Genomic DNA, 18,414 nt, shown 5'->3' with positions numbered 1-18,414 from the left:
GCCCACGGCGTTGGATAAATCCGGCTCTCTGGATTGAGGTGCCCACCTTATCGGAACGTCAACTATCAGAAATGCCAGGGAGAGGAACTTGACTGATCTATTCACGACAAAGCCCAAGCCTCCCTTGGCCGAACTCCTGCGGCCCAAGACGCTGGATGAATTCGTCGGGCAACGGCACTTGCTCGGCCCCGGCAAGCCGCTTCGTCTCGCGTTCGAGGCGGGCAAGTTGCACTCATTCATCCTCTGGGGGCCGCCAGGCGTGGGCAAGACCACCCTGGGGCGCCTGGCCGCCAGTGCGACCGACAGCCGATTCATCGCCATCTCGGCCGTGCTGGCCGGGGTGAAGGACATCCGGCAAGCCATCGACGAGGCCCAGGCAGAACTGGACAACCATGGTCGATCGACGGTGCTCTTCGTCGATGAGATCCATCGCTTCAACAAGGCGCAGCAGGATGCCCTGCTGCCCCATGTCGAGTCGGGGCTCCTGACCCTGGTGGGGGGGACGACCGAGCATCCGGGGCTGGCGGTCAATTCCGCTCTGCTCTCGCGCGCGCAGGTCTATACCCTCGAACCGCTGTCCGGCAACGAACTGAACCAACTCTACGAACGCGCACTGCCGCATCTCCAGGGCGTCACGTTGGACGCGGACGCGCTGGATCTGCTCAAGGGCTTTGCCGATGGCGATGGCAGGCGCTTCCTCAATCTGCTTGAGCAGGTGACGAATGCGGCGTCGGGCGCTGGCAAGACCGTGGTCGATGGCCAGTCCGCCAAGCTGTCCACCAGTCCATCGCTGCGCAGGTTCGACAAGGGCGGTGACGAGTTCTACTGGCAGCTCTCAGCCTTCCACAAGTCGCTACGGGGCTCCGACCCTGATGCGGCCCTGTATTGGCTGGCCCGCATCCTTGACGGTAGCGGCGACGTCAGCCAGGTGACCCGCCGCATGGTGGTAGTGGCCAGCGAAGACATCGGCAATGCCGACCCGCAGGCGCTGCAACTGGCGCTCAATGCCGCGCTGGCCTATGAGAGGCTGGGTTCCCCCGAAGGCGAAATACCGATTGCCCACGCGGCGACCTACCTTGCTGCCGCCCCCAAGTCGAACGCTGCCTATGCCGCCTGGAACAAGGCGAAGACCTTCGTCAAGAACAGCGGCTCCCTGCCTGTGCCTCTCCATCTTCGCAATGCGCCGACGAAGCTGATGCAGCAGATGGGGTATCACGAAGGCTACCGCTACGCTCCTGACGAGCCCAACGGCTACGCCGCTGGGCAAAGCTACTTTCCCGAGGGCGTGGCGCGGCCGGGCTGGTATCAGCCAACGGACAGAGGTGTTGAGCGCAGGCTGGGAGAATGGCTTACTTGGCTGCGCTCGCTGGATGATGGGACGCTGCCAGAGGCGGACGCCTGACCGGTCGCCTCCGAAACCGGCTCATCGCGACTTCACGAACTACAGGAACAGGATAAGAACATGTCAGCCACTTCTTTCGGTGCATCCTCGGCGAATGTCAGCCTGGGACGCGTTGCCCGCTATCTGCGCACGGAGTCTGGTGCTGCGGTGCTGCTGGTGATCGTCACGGTCGTGGCGCTGGCGTGGGCGAACTCGCCGCTATCCGATGCCTATTTCGAGTTGTGGCACCTGGACGTCGGGTTTGACTTCGGGCCGCTGGGCCTGCACATGGACCTGCATCACTGGGTCAACGACGGCCTGATGGTCGTCTTCTTCTTCCTGATCGGCCTGGAGGTGCGTCAGGAGTTCGCCCACGGATCGCTCCGGGATCGCAGCCGTGCCGGTCTCGCCCTGATCGCGGGGGTCGCGGGTGTTGTGCTTCCCGCTCTGGTGTACGTCCTGCTCGTGGGGCTGGCCGGAGGTCAGGGCCTGCACGGGTGGGGTGCGGTGGTCGGCACCGATACGGCGTTCATGCTGGGCACCCTGGCGATCGTCGGTCCGCGGCTGTCCGGTCAATTGCGTGTGTTCCTGCTCACCCTGACCGTGGTCGATGACTTCCTCGCCGTGTCCATCATCGGCATCGTCTATAGCGAGGAGATCCGGGTCGTCCCGTTGTTGATCGCCCTCGCCAGTCTCGTTGCGCTGTGGTGGCTAGGGCGCACCCGCCAGTGGCGGGCAATGCCGTATGTGCTGATCGTGATCGTGCTGTGGCTCGCAACCGTGTATTCCGGCATCCATGCCTCTCTCGCCGGGATGGCCGCGGGGCTGCTGATCCCCGCCTATGCGACGCAACGTCACGGGGTCGTTGCGGCAAGACAACTGTTCCGCGACTTCTGGCAGTCGCCGAGTGCCGCATCGGCCCGCGCGGTGGACTGCGGGCTGTCCCGGGGTATCTCGGTGAACGAGCGATTGCACGAGTTCCTGCGGCTGCCGACGGCGCTGCTGATCGTGCCGATCTTCGCCTTGGCGAACGCCGGGGTGGACGTGCGTGGCGGGCTGCTCGCCGAGGCCTTTGGCTCGCCAGTCACGTGGGGCGTCATCGCAGGGCTCGTGCTCGGCAAGCTCTTGGGCATCGGGCTCACCACGCTCGTCGCCGTCCGTCTCGGCCTGGGCCGGCTGCCTGAGGGCGTCGGGGTGGGGAGCGTGTTCGGTGGGGCGGCGCTGTCCGGGATCGGCTTCACCGTGTCGCTGCTGATCATCGGGCTCGCGTTCGGCACGACCTCCGACCTGGGCCGCCAGGCGACGGTCGGCGTGCTCGTGTCGATGGTGTTCGCCACGTTGCTCGGGTGGCTGATCTTCAAGGTCGCCGCCCAGCGGTGGGGTGAGAAGACCGCTGACCTGCCGATGGTGCTTGAGCCGCCGGTCGATCCGGAGATCGATCACATCCGCGGGCCGGAGGACGCCCAGCTCACACTCGTCGAGTACGTGGACTTCGAGTGCGCGTACTGTGCGCACGCCACCGGTTCGTGGGACGATCTTCGCGCCCACTTCGGTGACGACCTGCGGTATGTGGTGCGCCATCTGCCGCACCACCCGCACGGGCCGATTGCCGCGCGGGCGTCCGAGGCAGCGGCGAACCAGGGGATGTTCTGGCCGTGGCTGGACTTCGTGTTCACCCGTCAGCATGCGCTGGAGCGCGAGCATCTGATCGGCTACGCCGCCGAGCTTGGGCTCGACGTCGAACGGTTCATCGCGGATCTCGACAGCACCGCGGTGATCGAGCGTGTCGAGCGCGACCTCGCCAGTGCGGTCGCCAGCGGTGCGCACGCCACGCCGACGTTCTTCGTCGAGGGTCGTCGTCTGCGCGGCAGCTACGACGCCCGCACTGTCACCGCAGTGCTCGAAGCCAGCCGCCGCGGCACCCGAACTCAGGAAGTCCCGTCCTGAGCGGGACGAACTACAGGATAAAAACTTGCCAAACAATTCTTTCGGTGAATCCTCTTGTACCGCTGCGGCCAGCGGCATGGTGGAAGTGCGCGGTGCGCGCGAGAACAACCTCAAGGAGGTGGACGTCTCCATCCCGCGTAACGCGCTGGTGGTGTTCTCGGGTGTCTCCGGCTCCGGCAAGTCCTCGCTGGCCTTCGGCACCATCTATGCCGAGGCCCAGCGACGCTACTTCGAGTCGGTGGCCCCCTATGCGCGGCGACTGATCGAGCAGGCCGGCGTGCCGGACGTCGATGCGATCGACGGCCTGCCGCCGGCGGTGGCGCTGCAGCAGCAGCGGGGCTCCAGCAACGCGCGTTCCTCCGTGGGCAGTGTGACCACCTTGTCCAGCCTGGTGCGGATGATGTATTCGCGCGCCGGCGCCTATCCGGCCAACCAGCCGATGCTGTACGCCGAGGATTTTTCGCCCAACACGCCGCAGGGAGCGTGCCCGACCTGCTACGGCCTGGGCCATGTGTACGAGGTGACCGAGGCCATCATGGTGCCCGATCCCTCCCTGAGCATCCGCGAGCGGGCGATCGCCTCCTGGCCCCCCGCCTGGCAAGGCCAGAACCTGCGCGACATCCTGGTCAGCATGGGCTACGACGTTGACCGACCGTGGAAGGACCTGCCGAAGAAGGATCGCGACTGGATTCTGTTCACCGAGGAAACACCGACGGTGCCGGTGTACGCGGGCTTCACGCCGGCCGAAACCCGCGCCGCGCTCAAGCGCAAGATGGAACCGAGCTACATGGGCACCTTCACCGGCGCCCGGCGGTATGTGCTGCACACCTTTGCCAATACCCAGAGCGCGCTGATGAGAAAGCGCGTGTCCCGGTTCATGGAGGGCAAACCGTGCCCCACCTGCCACGGCAAGCGGCTCAAGTCCGAGGCGCTGTCGGTCACCTTCGCCGGCGTGGACATCGGCGCGTTCATGCAGATGCCGCTGGACCAGTTGGCGGCCTTGCTCGAACCCATCGCCCAGGGCGATTCCCGCGCCCATGCAGCGGGGGCGGCTACGGACAAGGAAGCGACCCGACGTGACCGTGCCGAACGCGCGGCCTCCGGGCGCGCCGTCCATGCGGTATCGCCCGACGTGCGCCGCACCTCGGCGCTATCGGAAGAAAAGCGCCTCGCCGCGCAGCGCCTGGCCGGTGGCGTGATGGCACGCCTGCGCCAACTGCGTGGGCTGGGCCTGGGCTACCTGACGCTGGACCGGACCACGCCGACGCTTTCGGCCGGCGAGTTGCAGCGCCTGCGGCTGGCCACGCAATTGAGTTCCCTGCTGTTCGGTGTCGTGTACGTGCTCGACGAGCCCTCGGCGGGCCTGCACCCCTCCGACAGCCAGGCCCTATACGACGCGCTCGACCGGCTGCGCGATGCCGGCAACTCGGTATTCGTAGTGGAGCACGACCTGGACCTGATGCGCCGCGCGCAATGGCTGGTGGATGTCGGGCCGGATGCCGGTGAGCGTGGCGGCCGCGTGCTCTACAGCGGAGAGCCGGATGGCCTGCGCAAGATTGCCGAATCGCGCACCGCCCGCTATCTGTTCGAGGAGATCCCCGCGTCGGGAAGCCGGGCACGCGAAGCGACCGGCTGGCTGGAACTGCAGGGCATCCACCGCCACAACCTGCATGGCGTGGATGCACGCATTCCGCTGGGCGTGCTGACGGCCGTCACCGGTATCTCCGGCTCCGGCAAGTCCAGCCTCGTCGCGCAGGCCCTGCCGGAGTTGGTGCTGCTGCACCTGGGCCACGAGCCGGAAGACGATGCGGCCGAAAGCGCCACCAGCGAAGGGCCGGCGGTGATCGAAGCGACTGGCGGTCATCTGGCGGGCGATGTGGACGCCATACAGCGCCTGGTGCAGGTGGACCAGAAGCCGATCGGGCGCACGCCGCGCTCGAACCTGGCTACCTACACCGGCCTGTTCGACCACTTGCGCAAGCTGTTCGCCGCCACGCCCGACGCTCGCCGCCGCCGCTATGACGCCGGCCGTTTCTCGTTCAACGTCGCCAAGGGGCGCTGCGAGACCTGCGAGGGCGAGGGCTTCGTCAGCGTGGAACTGCTGTTCATGCCCAGCGTGTACGCGCCGTGCCCGACGTGCCATGGCGCACGCTACAACGAGGCCACGCTGAAGGTTCAATGGAACGGGCGCAACATCGCCGAGGTGCTGCAGATGACCGTGGACGAAGCCAGCGAATTCTTCGCGGGTGAAGACGCTGTGGCAAGGCCACTGCAACTGCTGCGCGATATCGGACTGGACTACCTGCGCCTGGGGCAACCGGCCACCGAGCTTTCCGGTGGCGAGGCGCAGCGTATCAAGCTGGCGACCGAGCTTCAGCGCAGCCAGCGCGGCCGAAGCCTGTACGTGCTCGACGAGCCGACTACCGGGCTGCATGCGTCGGACGCCGACCGGCTGCTGGTGCAGTTGCAGCGCCTGGTCGATGCCGGCAATACCGTAGTGATGATCGAACACGATATGCGCGCGGTGGCCCAGGCTGATTGGGTGATCGACGTGGGGCCTGGTGCAGGCGCTGCCGGCGGCAGCATCGTGGTGGCGGGCTCCCCTCAGCAGGTGGCCCGAACGTCTGGCAGCAGAACCGCTCCGTTCCTTGCACAGGAGTTGGCGCGGGCCGAGTAGCTCAGTTCGCCAAATGTTGCCAATTTTCGCGGGGCATTGATCGTCGCCACACGACGGTGGCGATCAATGCCCGAATCGCGTCATCCTTCCTGAGTCAGAGCAAGATAGGGGTTGTTGGGCGGTATTTCGGCGAGTGCCAAGGACCCGTCTTCGAGGAGGTAGCCATGCAGTCGGCGGGGCTTCCTCGGGCCCGTGACTTCACAGGTCCAAATGTTCAGGCCATTGGGCTGCTTTCGATGTAGCTGCAGCTTCTCGAAGCGCTTCTGCACCCACTGCCAATCCTGTTGATTCTCCTGCTTGGCGAGTGCGGCCACTTCGGGATGCTCCTGCGCATAGCGTTGGAACACACCCGGGCTGACTAGGTAGGCCGTGTCATTCACCGTATGCACGAGTGCCTTCGCGTCGTTGATGATGAGCCGTCGTGAGGCGATTCCCTGCTTCAGCCAAACCATGAACTGTTCCCCGGATGGCTTCGTTGCCGATGGCCCAGGCGTAGGCGCGGGTGCAGGTGCAGGCGATGGAATGGACGTCGCGGCTGTTGCTGGCGCGGGGGTGTGGAGGAACTCCTCGGCATCCTGGCCAACGCCGGCCAACTCACCCAAGCCCACCATCGCGAGCAAATCCTCCATGACGTCGGGCACGGGCTGGGCTGCGGGCGGTGAAACGATGGTGGTGCTGTCGCCCTCCCAAATCGGAGGCTCTTGACCTCCCTGCGCTGGGTTCACCGAGACGGAAGGCGTGGGAGCCGACATGCTGGCGTCGTTTTCCGCGGGCGTCGCGTCGATCTCTACCGGCCCCGCGAAAGGTGCTGGTCGCTCGCCAGACTCCCAGATCAGCGCGGGAGCGAGACGCAACAGGGTGAACGAATGGGACCAGCCGGTCGTGCTGGTCACGTTCGCGCGCCAGACCGCTTTGCCGTCCGAGGTGGGCTGGAGCATGCCGTGGTCTTGCAGCACGTTGAACACGGCGGTGTTGTTCGCAGGAATGCCATCGATCCTCTGAGACAGGAGGTGTGCGCGCAGTTTGTCCGAAACCGTCTTGCTCACCAGCCACAAACCATCCTCGGTGAGCCAGCCATCGGAGGCTTCCGGCTGGTTCAGCTTCAACTGTTCCTTGAGCAGGTAGCGCAGCCCGTCCAGCAACTTGCGTTGCAGTGCATGCTTGGGCGCGGCCATGGCGCGCGCCGGATCGCCGCCCAGCTCCTGGGCCACCGACGCCCGGTCTGCTTGCACGACGAGCTCCCCCAGTACACAGGCATGTTCGTACTGACCGGCCAGCACATAGAGCAGCGGTGCCCAGAGAGCCGGATAGTCGCTGAGCCAGTCCAGGACGTGGCGGTCGAGCAGTTGACGATAGAGCAAGCCTGTTGCGGCGCTGTGCAGGCGGTATTCGCGGTCGTCACGGTAGCGAAATCGGTACGCCTGGTGCAGCGGGCCATGCCACGGATGCCAAGTACTGCCGTCGGCCAGTTCGACGTGTAGATCGACGGCGATCTTGCCAATAGCGTGGAGCAGCGCAGCATAGGCAACGGCGGCGGTCCAGGCTTCGGACTGCGCCGCCTGGTCTTCGGGACTGGCACCGATGGGCAGCAGATGGGACTGCCGCAGTTTCAGGCTGTAGGCGACGATCTCCAGGCCGTGGTCGAGCATGCCGCCCGGGTAGGCATGGTGATGCGCCTCGGAGGCCGGGAAGGCCTGGACCAGTTCGGCATAGCGTTCCAGGGGCCTGCGATACAGGGTGGCGAATTGCCTACGCGAGAGCGAGGTACGCTGCCAGATGTGCTCCAGCAGCTTCTGCCGGCGTGGGTGGCCAGCAGCGATGCGGCCGACTCAGGACGCAGCAGCCCTTTCGGGAGGGCGGTGACGGGTGGTGGCGTCGGTGCGGCAGCGACCGGGGGCCGTTTTCGCTGGAACAGGGAAAGCATGTGGGTGTCCTGATGACGGGCCGACCGGGAGGCCTTTTGGCCTTTTCGAGGTAGGGCCTTTCCCCTTGCACCCCATTCCCTTGCTATTTCGGCCCTTTGGCCTTTAACCGTTTCGGTATAGCGAGGCCTGGGTTGCGGCTCCAGCGTCAATGTGGAACCCGCTCGAATGCATTGGACGGCGGCCCGGCGCTGGCCTCTGCCTATGCTGTGGGAACGCTGCTTCCGCCAGGTAGGTTGTTCTCACTCAGGCGACTAAGTTGATAAACGCGACAAAGGCGACTAGGGTGAATCCTGTCCGAAACCTACTCGGGAGATGACCATGCCCACTGCCATTGAATTCATTGCCGACCGTCTGCCGCGCGTCACGGTGGAAGATGTACGCCGCTTCGCGGATACCGTCGAAATCCGGGATGCCACGGCTTTCGCGGCCGAGTTGCAGGCGTTCGTCCACGAGCGTGTGGAAGCGGTGACACTGCCCGCCAACTTGGAGGGGGAGACCGTTGGGCAGGCCCTTGCACGCAAGGCGGCCGCGCTGCGCGCCGACACGCGCTGGGCACCGAATGAAACCGACGTCCAGCGAGGCCGCGCCGTGCTGCTGGAAACCTTCAACCAGCCGCACAACCTGCCGCCCGCGGAGTTCGCCAAGCTGGCGGACAAGTCGCGCCAGCAGATCTACAAGGACATCCTCGCGCGTCGGCTGCTGGCGCTGAACGTGGGACCGCGCGGTCAGAAGCTGCCCGACTGGCAGCTCGACCCGGTGAAACAGCAGTTGACCCAAACCGTGCTTCAGGAGGTCGAGGGTATCGATCACTGGACGATCTACCGCGCACTGTCCGAACCGCTCGAAGGCTTGGGTGGGCGCTCGCCGGTGGATGCGGTGACGTATGGCACGATCGACGACGTGGCCGAGGTCGTGTTCAACGTGCTGGGCGTTCAGGTGCATTCCAGCAGGCTGTGTCAACCGGCCTTGCGAATGTCGGCGGCATCGGCCCAGCGGGCCGAGCCATAGGTCGTCAGCTTGCGCGCCTGGCGTGAGCGCCACACAGACATGGCGATGGCGACTGCCACGGCCAACAGGCCACTGCTTGCCGCGATCATGCCGCCGGTGTCGAACACCTGCGGCGCGTAGGCGTCGAAGAAGAACCACCACTCGAACAGTTTCCACGGGTAATAGACCGGCGTGCCGTGGAAGTCGAACCAGGGCGAGCCTAGGCGTAGCTGGTAGCCCAAGGCGGCGGCTGTCCATTGCGTGGCACCCCACACACCGGCGATCACGATGCCGAACACGGCGGCGATCTGCCCGAACAACACACCCTGAGCCTGCATACCCTGGCCTCCGATTTCTCCTGCGCTGATTCCTCAATCAGACGCGGCACAAAGGCGTGCCGCAGGCGTCAGAATCGGTGCCGGCTCAGTGCCGGTCAAAGACCGTTATCGGCAGCAAGGTGATCCAGAAAGCATGGTTTCATGCAGGAAAAAGCCAATAAAAACGCCGCAGGCATGAGCGCGCTGCGGCGTGTTGAGAAAGAAAAACAGGATATGCGGCAAGCCGCCAACGGTCAGAACTTCGGCGGCGTTTCCGATGGTGTGTAAGGCACCTTGCCGTCGCCGAAGAAGCGCTTGTTCGTCGCTTCGGCCACCCGGTTGCACAGCACGTCGCCTATCGTCGGACGCTCCGTCTTGCACTGGCGGCGCAGTTCCTTCAGGCGTGCCGGATCGGCGGCCAGTTCTTCGACGGTTGGCACATTGACTTCCTGCTTCGGCGGCTCCGACGGGCCGCAGGCTGCCAGTGCAGTAACCAACAAGAACGGGGTAATCAGCTTCATGGTCATGGCTCGACTTCCTCTTTGGGGTCGGGTTCGAAGGGGCGCACGGCTCCGCCGCCTTCCGGTGATTCGAGTACCAGTACTCATTCGATAAAGCGCAACAGTACATCGGAGGATTCACCTACTCGATGTAGTACATAGGTCGTGAGCAAAGGAGAACGCCCCGTTAACGCTCGTGCAATCACACCAGATTCACGGCGAGCCGCAATGTGCGGCGCTTCAGTAATTCCCAGAGCAAAGCCTGCTGATACCAGCGCCATCATCAAGTCGTAAGACGCCACACGCTCAGCAATCATCGGCTCCATGTCTGAGCAGCGCAGTACACGCTCAATCTGGCGGGCATGTCCTTCACACACATTCGGATCGCAGAGCACCAGCGGATAGCGCAGCACTTCTTCCAATGGGATACGCTTGTGTCTCAGCAGCGGGTGCCGTGAAGGCACTGCCACCATCAACGGATCACTCCACGCCGCCTCAGCCACGAGTCCATCACCAACGTCATCGGACTGCTCAAAGCCCACGTCGTACAGATCGTCGTGCAGTCCCTTGATCTGCTGCGACAGCGGCACCGCGAACAGCCGAATCTCGACCTCGGGCTCCTCCTGCCGACACAGCGCCAGCAAGGACGGCAGACGTGACGGCATGATGCCGTCGGACAGTGCAATGCGTAGTTGGCTATGGAAACCATTGGTAGCTGCCTTCACGCTGTCTCGCGCCTGCTGCAAGGCGGTGAAAACACGCGGCACATGCTCCAGAAACAGTTTGCCAGCACGAGTCAGCCGCGTGCTGCGGCTAGTGCGGACGAACAACTGCTCACCCAGATCTTCCTCCAGTTCCTTGGTGGTGCGCGACAGCGGCGACTGTTCAATATGCAGTCGCTCGGCAGCACGGGCAAAGTGCAGTTCTTCGGCGGCCGCCAGGAAGCAGCGCAGGTGTCGAAACTCCATGTTGTTCCTCTCTATTCGCTGGTTTGTGCAGAGCTGCTCAGCGATTCACATCCACCACCAGACGCCCACGCACCTTGCCGGCGAGTAGATCCTCGGAGGCAGCGATGGCCTCGCCTAATCCAATTTCCTGAGTAATCGCATCGAGTTGGACGAAATCCAGATCTTTGACCAGTCGTGACCAGGCCTGGATGCGGTCGGCTTTCGGACGCGTCACGCTGTTGATCCCGAGCAGGCTGACGCCGCGTAGGATGAAGGGTGCTACTGTGGCCGGCAGAGCCATGCCTTGGGCCAGGCCGCAAGCAGCCACGGCACCATCGGCGCGCAGACCAGCGCAGACGTTGGCCAGCGTGTGACTGCCGACTGAGTCGATTGCTGCTGCCCAGCGCTCGGCCTGCAGCGGCTTGCTGGGTTGCGAGAGGGTGGCGCGGTCGATGATGGTCTCTGCGCCCAAGGCTCGCAGATAGTCGGATTCCTGTGGCCGCCCCGTGGAGGCGACGACGTGATAGCCAAGGCGAGCCAGCAAAGCAATGGCGAAACTGCCGACGCCGCCGTTGGCACCAGTAACCAGCACCTCGCCGTGTTCCGGACGCAGGCCGTGACGCTCAAGCGCAAGCACGCACAGCATCGCGGTATAGCCGGCCGTACCGATGGACATCGCCTGGCGTGCGTCCAATCCGTGCGGCAGCGGGATCAACCATTCGCCTTGCAGCCGGGCGCGTTGAGCCAAGCCGCCCCAGTGCTTTTCGCCCACGCCCCAGCCATTGAGTAACACTGCATCGCCGGTACTGAAATCGGGGTCGTCGCTGTGCAGCACGGTACCAGCCAGATCTATGCCTGGCACCATCGGGAAATGACGAACCACGGCTCCGCCCTGGCCGGTGATGGCAAGAGCATCCTTGTAGTTGAGCGTGCTCCATTGCACTTCTACCGTTACGTTGCCTAAGGGCAATACGGCCTCGTCCAGCGTACTCAAGTTGGCGTGGTAACCGGAATCGTCTTTATCAATGAGGATGGCGTTGAACATATGTAGCTCCTTATCGGATGGGAAATCGGATTAGCGGGGCAAGACTGCGAGCGCAGTTGTGCACGCTGCACGGCACATGACATCAATAAATTTACATATTGACATATCCCGATATGTATCTATGATAGCCATGCGTTCAACGATGAGGACGAAGTGGTGGCGCTGGCCAATGCTTCCGACTACGGCCTGGCGGGTGCTGTCTGGACTCAGGACATCAGCCGTGCAATCCGTGTGGCACGGGCCATCGAAACTGGCCGTATGTGGGTCAACACCTATCATGACATTCCGGCCCACGCCCCGTTCGGCGGCTACAAGAAGTCCTGTCTCGGCCGCGAGACTCACAAGTCAATGCTGGACGCGTACAGCGAGAAGAAGAACATCTACATCAGCCTGAACGAAGCACCGTTCGGCGTGTTTTGAGTTCGATTCATCGCCAAAATTTTGCTCAATGACATCGAGATTTCTGGATATTTAGGAGTATTGAAATGAATAGAGAAATACTGTTTGAAAGCACGCAGCTGGGGCCTTACACCCTGAAAAACCGGATCGTGCTCCCGCCGTTGACCCGCTCGCGCAGTTCCCAGCCGGGCAACATTCCGAACGACCTGATGGCCGACTACTACCGTCAGCGGGCCGGGGCGGGCTTCATGGTCACCGAAGGCACGCAGATCGAGCCGCGTGGCCAGGGGTATGCCTGGACGCCCGGTATGCACAGCCCGGAACAGGTTGAAGGCTGGCGCAAGATCACGGCAGCGGTGCATGCCGAAGGCAGCATCATCTTTGCGCAGCTCTGGCATGTGGGGCGGGTTTCGCATAACTCGCTGCAACCCGGCGGTGCGGCACCCGTCGCACCATCGGCAATCGCTGCCGACAACGTCAAGGTGTTCGTCGAAACCGGCCCGGGCCAGGGCGCACTTACGGAGCCGTCGGTGCCGCGTGCGCTGACAACTGCCGAAGTGAAAGAGTTGGTACAGCTCTACGCCCAGGCGGCCCGCAATGCACTCGATGCGGGCTTCGATGGTGTCGAACTCCACTGCGCCAACGGCTACCTCGTCAACCAGTTCATTTCCTCGCACACCAATCGGCGCACCGATGAATACGGTGGCCCCCTGCAAAATCGTCTGCGCTTCCTGCGCGAGGTGGTACAGGCCGTTGCTGATGTGGTCGGCAAGGAACGGCTCGGGGTGCGATTTGCCCCGCTGTTCGCCAGCACCGAAGAAGACCGCGTCTATCTGGGGCTGGTGGAGGAAGATCCCCATGAAACCTATATCGAGGCCATCAAGGTTCTCGAACAGGTCGGGATTGCCTATGTCTCGCTTGCCGAGGCCGATTGGGACAACGCGCCAGAGCTGCCCGAGACCTTCCGAAATGATGTGCGCAGCAACTTCAGCGGCAAGATCCTTTATGCCGGCAAATACAACGTGGAGCGCGGTGTGCGCGTGGTCAAGGCGGGCTGGGGCGATCTGATCGCGTTCGGCCGTCCCTTCATCGCCAACCCGGATCTGCCTGAGCGCATCGCCCAGGGCTGGCCGCTCAACGCAGTAGATCCAGCGACGATGTATGGCGGCACTGACAAGGGATACACCGACTACCCCTCTTACCGGCCATAAGGCAGTACTGGCCGCGTTCGCAGCTTCGGACGCGGCCAGTGGCGCTGCGCGCGTGCGATGGAAACCTTGAGACCCAGAGGAGCCTGACAATGTATCAGCCAAGTACAACCCCTTTTCAGCAGCACCAAGGGTTCGGTCGAACCTTCAAGGCCGGCCACCTGAGCCTGGGGCTGTTTTTCCCCATCGAGGCCTTCCAGGGCGATACGCCGACGATGTCCAACCAGGTCGAGTTGGCCCGTCGTGCGGAAGCGCTGGGCTTCTCCGCGCTCTGGTTCCGGGACGTACCGTTGCGCGACCCCAGCTTCGGCGATGTGGGCCAGGTTTTTGATCCCTGGGTCTATCTGGGCTTCATCGCAGCACATACGTCGACGATTGCACTGGGGACTGCGTCGATAGCGATCCCGCTGCGCAATCCGCTGCACACAGCCAAGGCTGCTGCGAGCGTGGACCAATTGAGCGGCGGCCGCTTCCTGATGGGTATCGCTTCGGGTGACAGACCTGTGGAGTTCCCTGCATTTGATGTCGACCCGGATCAGCGGGGCGACATTTTCCGGGAGCACCTGGAAGTGATCCGCAAGGCTCAGCGCACCAGCTTCGAGCCGCTGCAATGGAGTCGTGGCCGATTGGAGAATGCTGACCTGATTCCGAAACCGACTACGAACGAGATTCCATTTTTCGTGACGGGCAACAGTCGCCAGTCCATGGAGTGGATCGCGCGGGAGAGTTCCGGGTGGATCACCTATCCACGGGCACCGCAGTTGCAGAAGACGATGGTGGCGAACTGGCGAGAGGTGGTCAAAGCCCAATTGGAGGACGCCTACAAACCTTTCCTCCAGTCGCTTTACATCGACCTGGATGTGCGTCCGGACGCACCGCCGGTGCCAATCCATCTGGGCTACCGGCTGGGGCGAAATCATCTGCTAGCGCTATTGGAGTCACTTGAGTCGATTGGCGTCGATCATGTAATTCTCAATCTCAAGTATGGCCATCGTCCGGCATCAGAAGTCATTGATGAAGTTGGCTCTTATATCGTGCCCCAGTTTACCGCGCACTCGCCATGAGTTTGCAAGAGACCAACTCGTTATGGGGAGTCTGACGCGCGTTCTTTGCTGCACTAGACGGTTGCAGAGACTAGCGGGCAGCGAACGCGGCGAACAGGTGGATGGCATTGCTGATGCCGACATCACTCTGGACTTTGCGGTAGTGGCTCTCACTACATCCGTGCACTGCTATTAGTAATTGAGATATTATAATATCGAGCAAAGTAGTTTTGAGGTTGCCATGAGCATTGATATCCATGAGGCACTGAAGGCTTTGGACAACCCCGCCCGATTGGCGATCTTGGCCAAGCTCAAAGACCCACGCAAACACTATCCGGAGCAAGAGGTCGATCCCGAAAAGGTCGGGGTTTGCGTGAGCATCATCCAGGAGAGTGCGGGGCTGTCACAGTCGACCATTTCACAGTACTTGACGGTCTTGCAGCGGGCCAAACTGGTCACGTCCCAGCGCATCGGACCTTGGACCTATTACAAGCGTCACGAAGGGAATATTGAAGAGTTGCTGAAGAGCCTGCAAACGTTGATCTGAACATTGGCCGTGCCGTTGCGGTGTGCGCGGCGCGGATTTTCACCGGCCTCGACGACAACGCAGAACATGCCAGGAACCAAGCTTACGTTGTCGAAGTGGCCCAGCGTTTGGCGTCAATCTGGCTATACCGAAACACCACGCTGCCTTCCAATCTCCCACGACACCCCGCCGCCGCGCACCGTCGCGGCGATCTGCTGTCCCAGCCGCTGTTCGATCACCGGCCGCCACGGCACCAGGCTGAATCCCATGCCGTCATCCAGCATCGCGTAGCGACCGCTGGCGAGCATGACGTTGCGCCGGTAGATGCCGGCCACCCGCTGTCCGTCCGACAACGGGCGATGTTCCAGGCCGATTTCGGTGGCGATGTCCTGTGCGGCCTGCGCCAGCTCCCTATTGCGTAGCGTGCCCAGCAGGTTTCGAGCAAGGATTACGCGCTGGCCGCGCTTCTCGGCTAGACCTTGTTCGACCAGGAAGTCAGCACGTTGCTGTAGAGATTGCCTGGTGTCGCCACCAAAACCCAGCTCGCCCAGCCCCTTGCCGCCGCCGATCAATTGCTGGTCAAGCCAGGTCGCGCCGATCACGCGCGCCTGCCGCTCGATGGGTAGGTGCGATTTCAGTTCCACAGCCACGCCGCCCAGGCGCTTAGCATCGTACTGGTGGTCACGCTCGGCCAGGTCGTCCGGCACCTTCCATAGCCCCTCTGCCACACGCTCCACGATGCCAGCCCGGCGCAACGCTTCCAGCCGCCGGACGTGGGCGGCGACAACCTCCTGCGGGTCGCGTCCGGGCTTGGCCCGGCCCTGTTCGATGGCCAAGTGGTGATCGGCGCGGTACAGGCCATCGCTCACCAGCGCGGCGATGTTCTTGTCGGCGGCGCGCACATCGGCCGAACCCTTCACTTCCACCACCGCGCCCATGGGGTAGTTCGCCAGCTGGTCACGGGCGTTCAGTGCGACGTAGTGAGCCTTCCCGTCCACGCCGTCGATGACCAGATAGCCGCGGTCATGCAGCTCGTCGGTCAGTCCCTTGGCAGCAACGCGGCCGACGATGGTGCGGCCATCCTCGCCCGGCTCGAACACTGCCAGCTCGCGCGGCTGCCCGCTCATGGCGCGCTGCATGGTGCGGATGATGTCGCCGCGTTCGTCCAGGGCGCGCAAGGTCTTGTCCGCGTCCGCATGGACGGCCCAGGTGCCAGGCTGCGTCTCGTCGGCCAGGCCCAGGCGCTGCAAGCGTTGGAGTCCGATCAGCAGCAGCCGCTGGCGTTGCAGCCGGGGTTCGTTGAAGCGCTCGATCTGCACCCGGATATCCTCGCCGGCCTCACGCTGCAATGTGCGGTCGAGGCTCGTCCACCGCTCCTGTTCCACCTCGCGTTGCAAGGTCTGCTGGATCTCCAGTTCGGTGCGCGGGCCGAGCCATTCCGTCGCCAGTTCGGCGGCGCGATGGTGGAAGCCGTGGGCGATGTAGTCGCCCGCGATGATGAGGTCTTTGCCGGTGTCGTCGCGCCCGCGCACGATCAGGTGGGTGTGCGGATTGTCGGTGTTCCAGTGATCGACTGCCACCCAATCCAGCCGCGTCCCCAGGTCGGCCTCCATGCGGTTCATCAGGTGCCGGGTGTAGGTACGCAGGTCGTCCAGCTCGACCCCGTCCTCCGGGGAGACGATGAAGCGGAAATGGTGCCGGTCGTCGTCGGCCCGCTCCTTGAAGGCATCGAGGTCGGCATCGTCAGTCTGCGGCCCGTAGGCCCGGCCCGGTTCGCCATCGCGGCCGACGCCGTCGCGCTCGATGTAGCGCAGGTACTTGGCGAGCGACTGCGGGCTGGCGTTGCGTTGATTGACCAGCAGGGTCTTGATAGTCACGCGCCGCGACATGGGCGTCAGCTTCGCCCCGGCGAAGCGCGCCGCCGTGTGGCCGCGCCCAAGCCGTGAACCGGGGCGCTGATGGTGGTGCCCGCAGGCTTGGTGAACAACTGGCACCGCGAATTGAACGAGGTGTTCAATCTCTACTTCGAGGTGTTCGGCTCCGAAGGCGACATCACCGACCGCAAGACCAATGCCTTCGCCAAGCACGACCGGCTGATTGCCAGCATCGACACCTTGAAGCGCTCTGCCCGTATCAAGCGTCTGCTGGATGTGCCACGGTGGGATCTGGTGGTATTCGACGAAGCACATCACCTGACCGCACACCGCACGGGCGGCAAGGTGCGCAAGACGGAAAACTACAAGCTGGCCGAAGCGCTGAAGGATCACGCGCGTGATCTGTTGCTCCTGTCTGCTACGCCGCACCAGGGCAATCCCTTCCAGTTCTGGATGCTGGCTCAGCTTTTGAACCCCACGCTGTTTGGCAGTCCCGAGGACATGCTGGAAAACCGCCATCGCCTGAACACGGTGATGTTTCGCCGCACCAAGGCCGATGCCTGTCAACCCGATGGCTCACCGCTGTTTGCCCGGCGCTGGGTGCATACCGAGTCCTTCTTGATGAATCAGGAGGAGCGGCTGTTTTACGAGAAGCTGCGCGAGTACCTGGAGGACGGTTTCGATCTGGCCCGGCGCCAGGGCAACAAGGGGCGCGCACTGGGCTTCTTGATGGCGATCTTCCAGAAGATCGCGGCGTCGAGCTTCGCTGCCGTGCGCCGCACGATCAAGCGACGCTTGTTGATGCTGACGCTGCACGAGGCGTTTCTGCGCGACAAAGAGCTGGACATCGAAGGCCGTGAACGCCTGACCGAGGAGGCGCGCGAGCTGATTCACGAGGAGTTCGGCTTGCAGCGCGACAGCATTGGGCGCAGCGAGGTGGATCGCGTGCCGGCTGACCCGATGATCAGCACTGCGATAATGTCATCGATTATCGCCAGTGCCAGCAAGAAGACGCGGACATTGGAAGGAATTGATTTGCCCAGCAGCGCCAGTACACCGACGGCAAAAGCGATGTCGGTGGCCGTTGGCACAGCCCAGCCTTGTTGCTCTTGGGGGGCATGACCAAAACCAAGGTAAATGAGCGCAGGGACGGCCACACCGCCGATTGCTGCCGCCATCGGTAAAGCGGCTTGGCGCAGGCTGGCAAGTGCCCCCTCATGGATCTCACGACGGATCTCCATGCCGACCACCAGGAAGAAGATGGTCATCAAGCCGTCGTTGATCCAGAAGTGCAGGGGTTGGGCGTAGATCAGCGAACCGATGCCGAGTGTCAGCGGGGTGTGCCAAAGATGCTCATAACTTTCTGCCGCTGGAGAGTTCGCCCAGACCAGCGCGGCGAGTGCGGCCACCAGAAGGACAATGCCGCTGACGGCTTCGATGTGGAGAAAGCGTTCAAAGTTGGCAAAGGCCCGTTCGGCCAATTCCTGGGCGCGAGGCAGTTCTTTCTGGGGCATAGGCGCAGTGGCTCCCGCATGGCGGCCCGACCAGCGCTCTTGTTTAACCTGCCTCACTGCGCCGAGCAGCTAGCACCCGCGAATAGTCTAACCAATCATGGCGCTCAGATGAATGATCAATTAG

The 18,414-nt window shown here is 63.3% G+C and carries 10 protein-coding genes and 6 pseudogenes; 9 read left to right on the top strand and 7 right to left on the bottom strand.

Going from position 1 to position 18,414, the window contains the following annotated elements; genetic code table 11:
- Positions 1-88 precede the first annotated feature (88 nt).
- Genes AACG97_RS15885 through AACG97_RS15875 form a run of 3 tightly spaced genes read left to right on the top strand, consistent with a single transcriptional unit; the run spans position 89 to position 6,005 of the window.
- Positions 89-1,402: a replication-associated recombination protein A gene (locus AACG97_RS15885; RefSeq protein WP_197885721.1), complete on the top strand. Its 1,314-nt coding sequence runs from the start codon at positions 89-91 to the stop codon at positions 1,400-1,402.
- A 60-nt stretch (positions 1,403-1,462) separates the two neighbouring features.
- Complete coding sequence (gene nhaA / locus AACG97_RS15880) at positions 1,463-3,328, top strand: Na+/H+ antiporter NhaA (RefSeq protein ID WP_225786234.1); 1,866 nt, start codon at positions 1,463-1,465, stop codon at positions 3,326-3,328.
- Between the two features lie 25 nt (positions 3,329-3,353).
- A complete protein-coding gene (locus AACG97_RS15875; RefSeq protein WP_225786233.1) occupies positions 3,354-6,005 on the top strand; it encodes an excinuclease ABC subunit UvrA in 2,652 nt (883 codons plus the stop codon).
- A gap of 80 nt (positions 6,006-6,085) precedes the next feature.
- On the opposite strand, the pseudogene mobH reads toward AACG97_RS15875, so the two are convergent.
- Together mobH and AACG97_RS15860 are read right to left on the bottom strand one after the other, a co-directional pair.
- A pseudogene (gene mobH, locus AACG97_RS15870) lies at positions 6,086-7,929 on the bottom strand (MobH family relaxase).
- A gap of 901 nt (positions 7,930-8,830) precedes the next feature.
- A pseudogene (locus AACG97_RS15860) lies at positions 8,831-9,255 on the bottom strand (conjugal transfer protein TraG); the annotation flags it as partial.
- 141 nt (positions 9,256-9,396) lie between these two features.
- Here AACG97_RS15860 and AACG97_RS15855 point away from each other — a divergent pair.
- Positions 9,397-9,522: a hypothetical protein gene (locus AACG97_RS15855; RefSeq protein WP_263975073.1), complete on the top strand. Its 126-nt coding sequence runs from the start codon at positions 9,397-9,399 to the stop codon at positions 9,520-9,522.
- Here the strand turns inward: AACG97_RS15855 and AACG97_RS15850 are convergent.
- The 3 genes and pseudogenes from AACG97_RS15850 to acuI all read right to left on the bottom strand — a co-directional run bounded on the left by AACG97_RS15850 (position 9,489) and on the right by acuI (position 11,726).
- Complete coding sequence (locus tag AACG97_RS15850; protein WP_197885732.1) at positions 9,489-9,755, bottom strand: EexN family lipoprotein; 267 nt, start codon at positions 9,753-9,755, stop codon at positions 9,489-9,491. The genes AACG97_RS15855 and AACG97_RS15850 overlap by 34 nt on opposite strands.
- A gap of 2 nt (positions 9,756-9,757) precedes the next feature.
- Positions 9,758-10,702, bottom strand: a pseudogene (locus tag AACG97_RS15845) (LysR family transcriptional regulator).
- Positions 10,703-10,739: 37 nt separating this feature from the next.
- The gene (gene acuI, locus AACG97_RS15840; RefSeq protein WP_197885724.1) at positions 10,740-11,726 is read right to left on the bottom strand and encodes an acrylyl-CoA reductase (NADPH); all 987 of its coding nucleotides are present in this window, start codon (positions 11,724-11,726) and stop codon (positions 10,740-10,742) included.
- 105 nt (positions 11,727-11,831) lie between these two features.
- On the opposite strand from acuI, the gene AACG97_RS15835 reads away from it, so the two are divergent.
- The 4 genes from AACG97_RS15835 to AACG97_RS15820 all read left to right on the top strand — a co-directional run bounded on the left by AACG97_RS15835 (position 11,832) and on the right by AACG97_RS15820 (position 14,923).
- Positions 11,832-12,146 (top strand): aldehyde dehydrogenase family protein, encoded by a 315-nt coding sequence (locus tag AACG97_RS15835; RefSeq protein ID WP_318782799.1) that lies wholly within the window; start codon positions 11,832-11,834, stop codon positions 12,144-12,146.
- A 65-nt stretch (positions 12,147-12,211) separates the two neighbouring features.
- Entirely contained in the window at positions 12,212-13,336 is a 1,125-nt protein-coding gene (locus AACG97_RS15830) for an alkene reductase (protein ID WP_197885725.1), read from the top strand.
- Positions 13,337-13,425: 89 nt separating this feature from the next.
- The gene (locus AACG97_RS15825; RefSeq protein ID WP_197885726.1) at positions 13,426-14,397 is read left to right on the top strand and encodes an LLM class oxidoreductase; all 972 of its coding nucleotides are present in this window, start codon (positions 13,426-13,428) and stop codon (positions 14,395-14,397) included.
- A 220-nt stretch (positions 14,398-14,617) separates the two neighbouring features.
- On the top strand, positions 14,618-14,923 hold the full coding sequence (locus AACG97_RS15820; RefSeq protein ID WP_066419976.1) for an ArsR/SmtB family transcription factor: 306 nt from the start codon (positions 14,618-14,620) through the stop codon (positions 14,921-14,923).
- Between the two features lie 122 nt (positions 14,924-15,045).
- Here the strand turns inward: AACG97_RS15820 and AACG97_RS15815 are convergent.
- Positions 15,046-16,860: pseudogene (locus AACG97_RS15815) on the bottom strand (relaxase/mobilization nuclease domain-containing protein); the annotation flags it as partial.
- Here AACG97_RS15815 and AACG97_RS15810 point away from each other — a divergent pair.
- Positions 16,861-17,235: pseudogene (locus tag AACG97_RS15810) on the top strand (SNF2-related protein); the annotation flags it as partial.
- Positions 17,236-17,735: 500 nt separating this feature from the next.
- Here AACG97_RS15810 and AACG97_RS15805 read toward each other — a convergent pair.
- A pseudogene (locus tag AACG97_RS15805) lies at positions 17,736-18,290 on the bottom strand (Na+/H+ antiporter NhaA); the annotation flags it as partial.
- Between the last annotated feature and the right edge of the window lie 124 nt (positions 18,291-18,414).

Origin of the sequence: Pseudomonas sp. Nvir (genome assembly GCF_963778085.1) — a bacterium.
GTDB classification, from domain to species: domain Bacteria; phylum Pseudomonadota; class Gammaproteobacteria; order Pseudomonadales; family Pseudomonadaceae; genus Aquipseudomonas; species Aquipseudomonas juntendi.
This window is presented reverse-complemented; position numbering and strand designations above follow the sequence as displayed.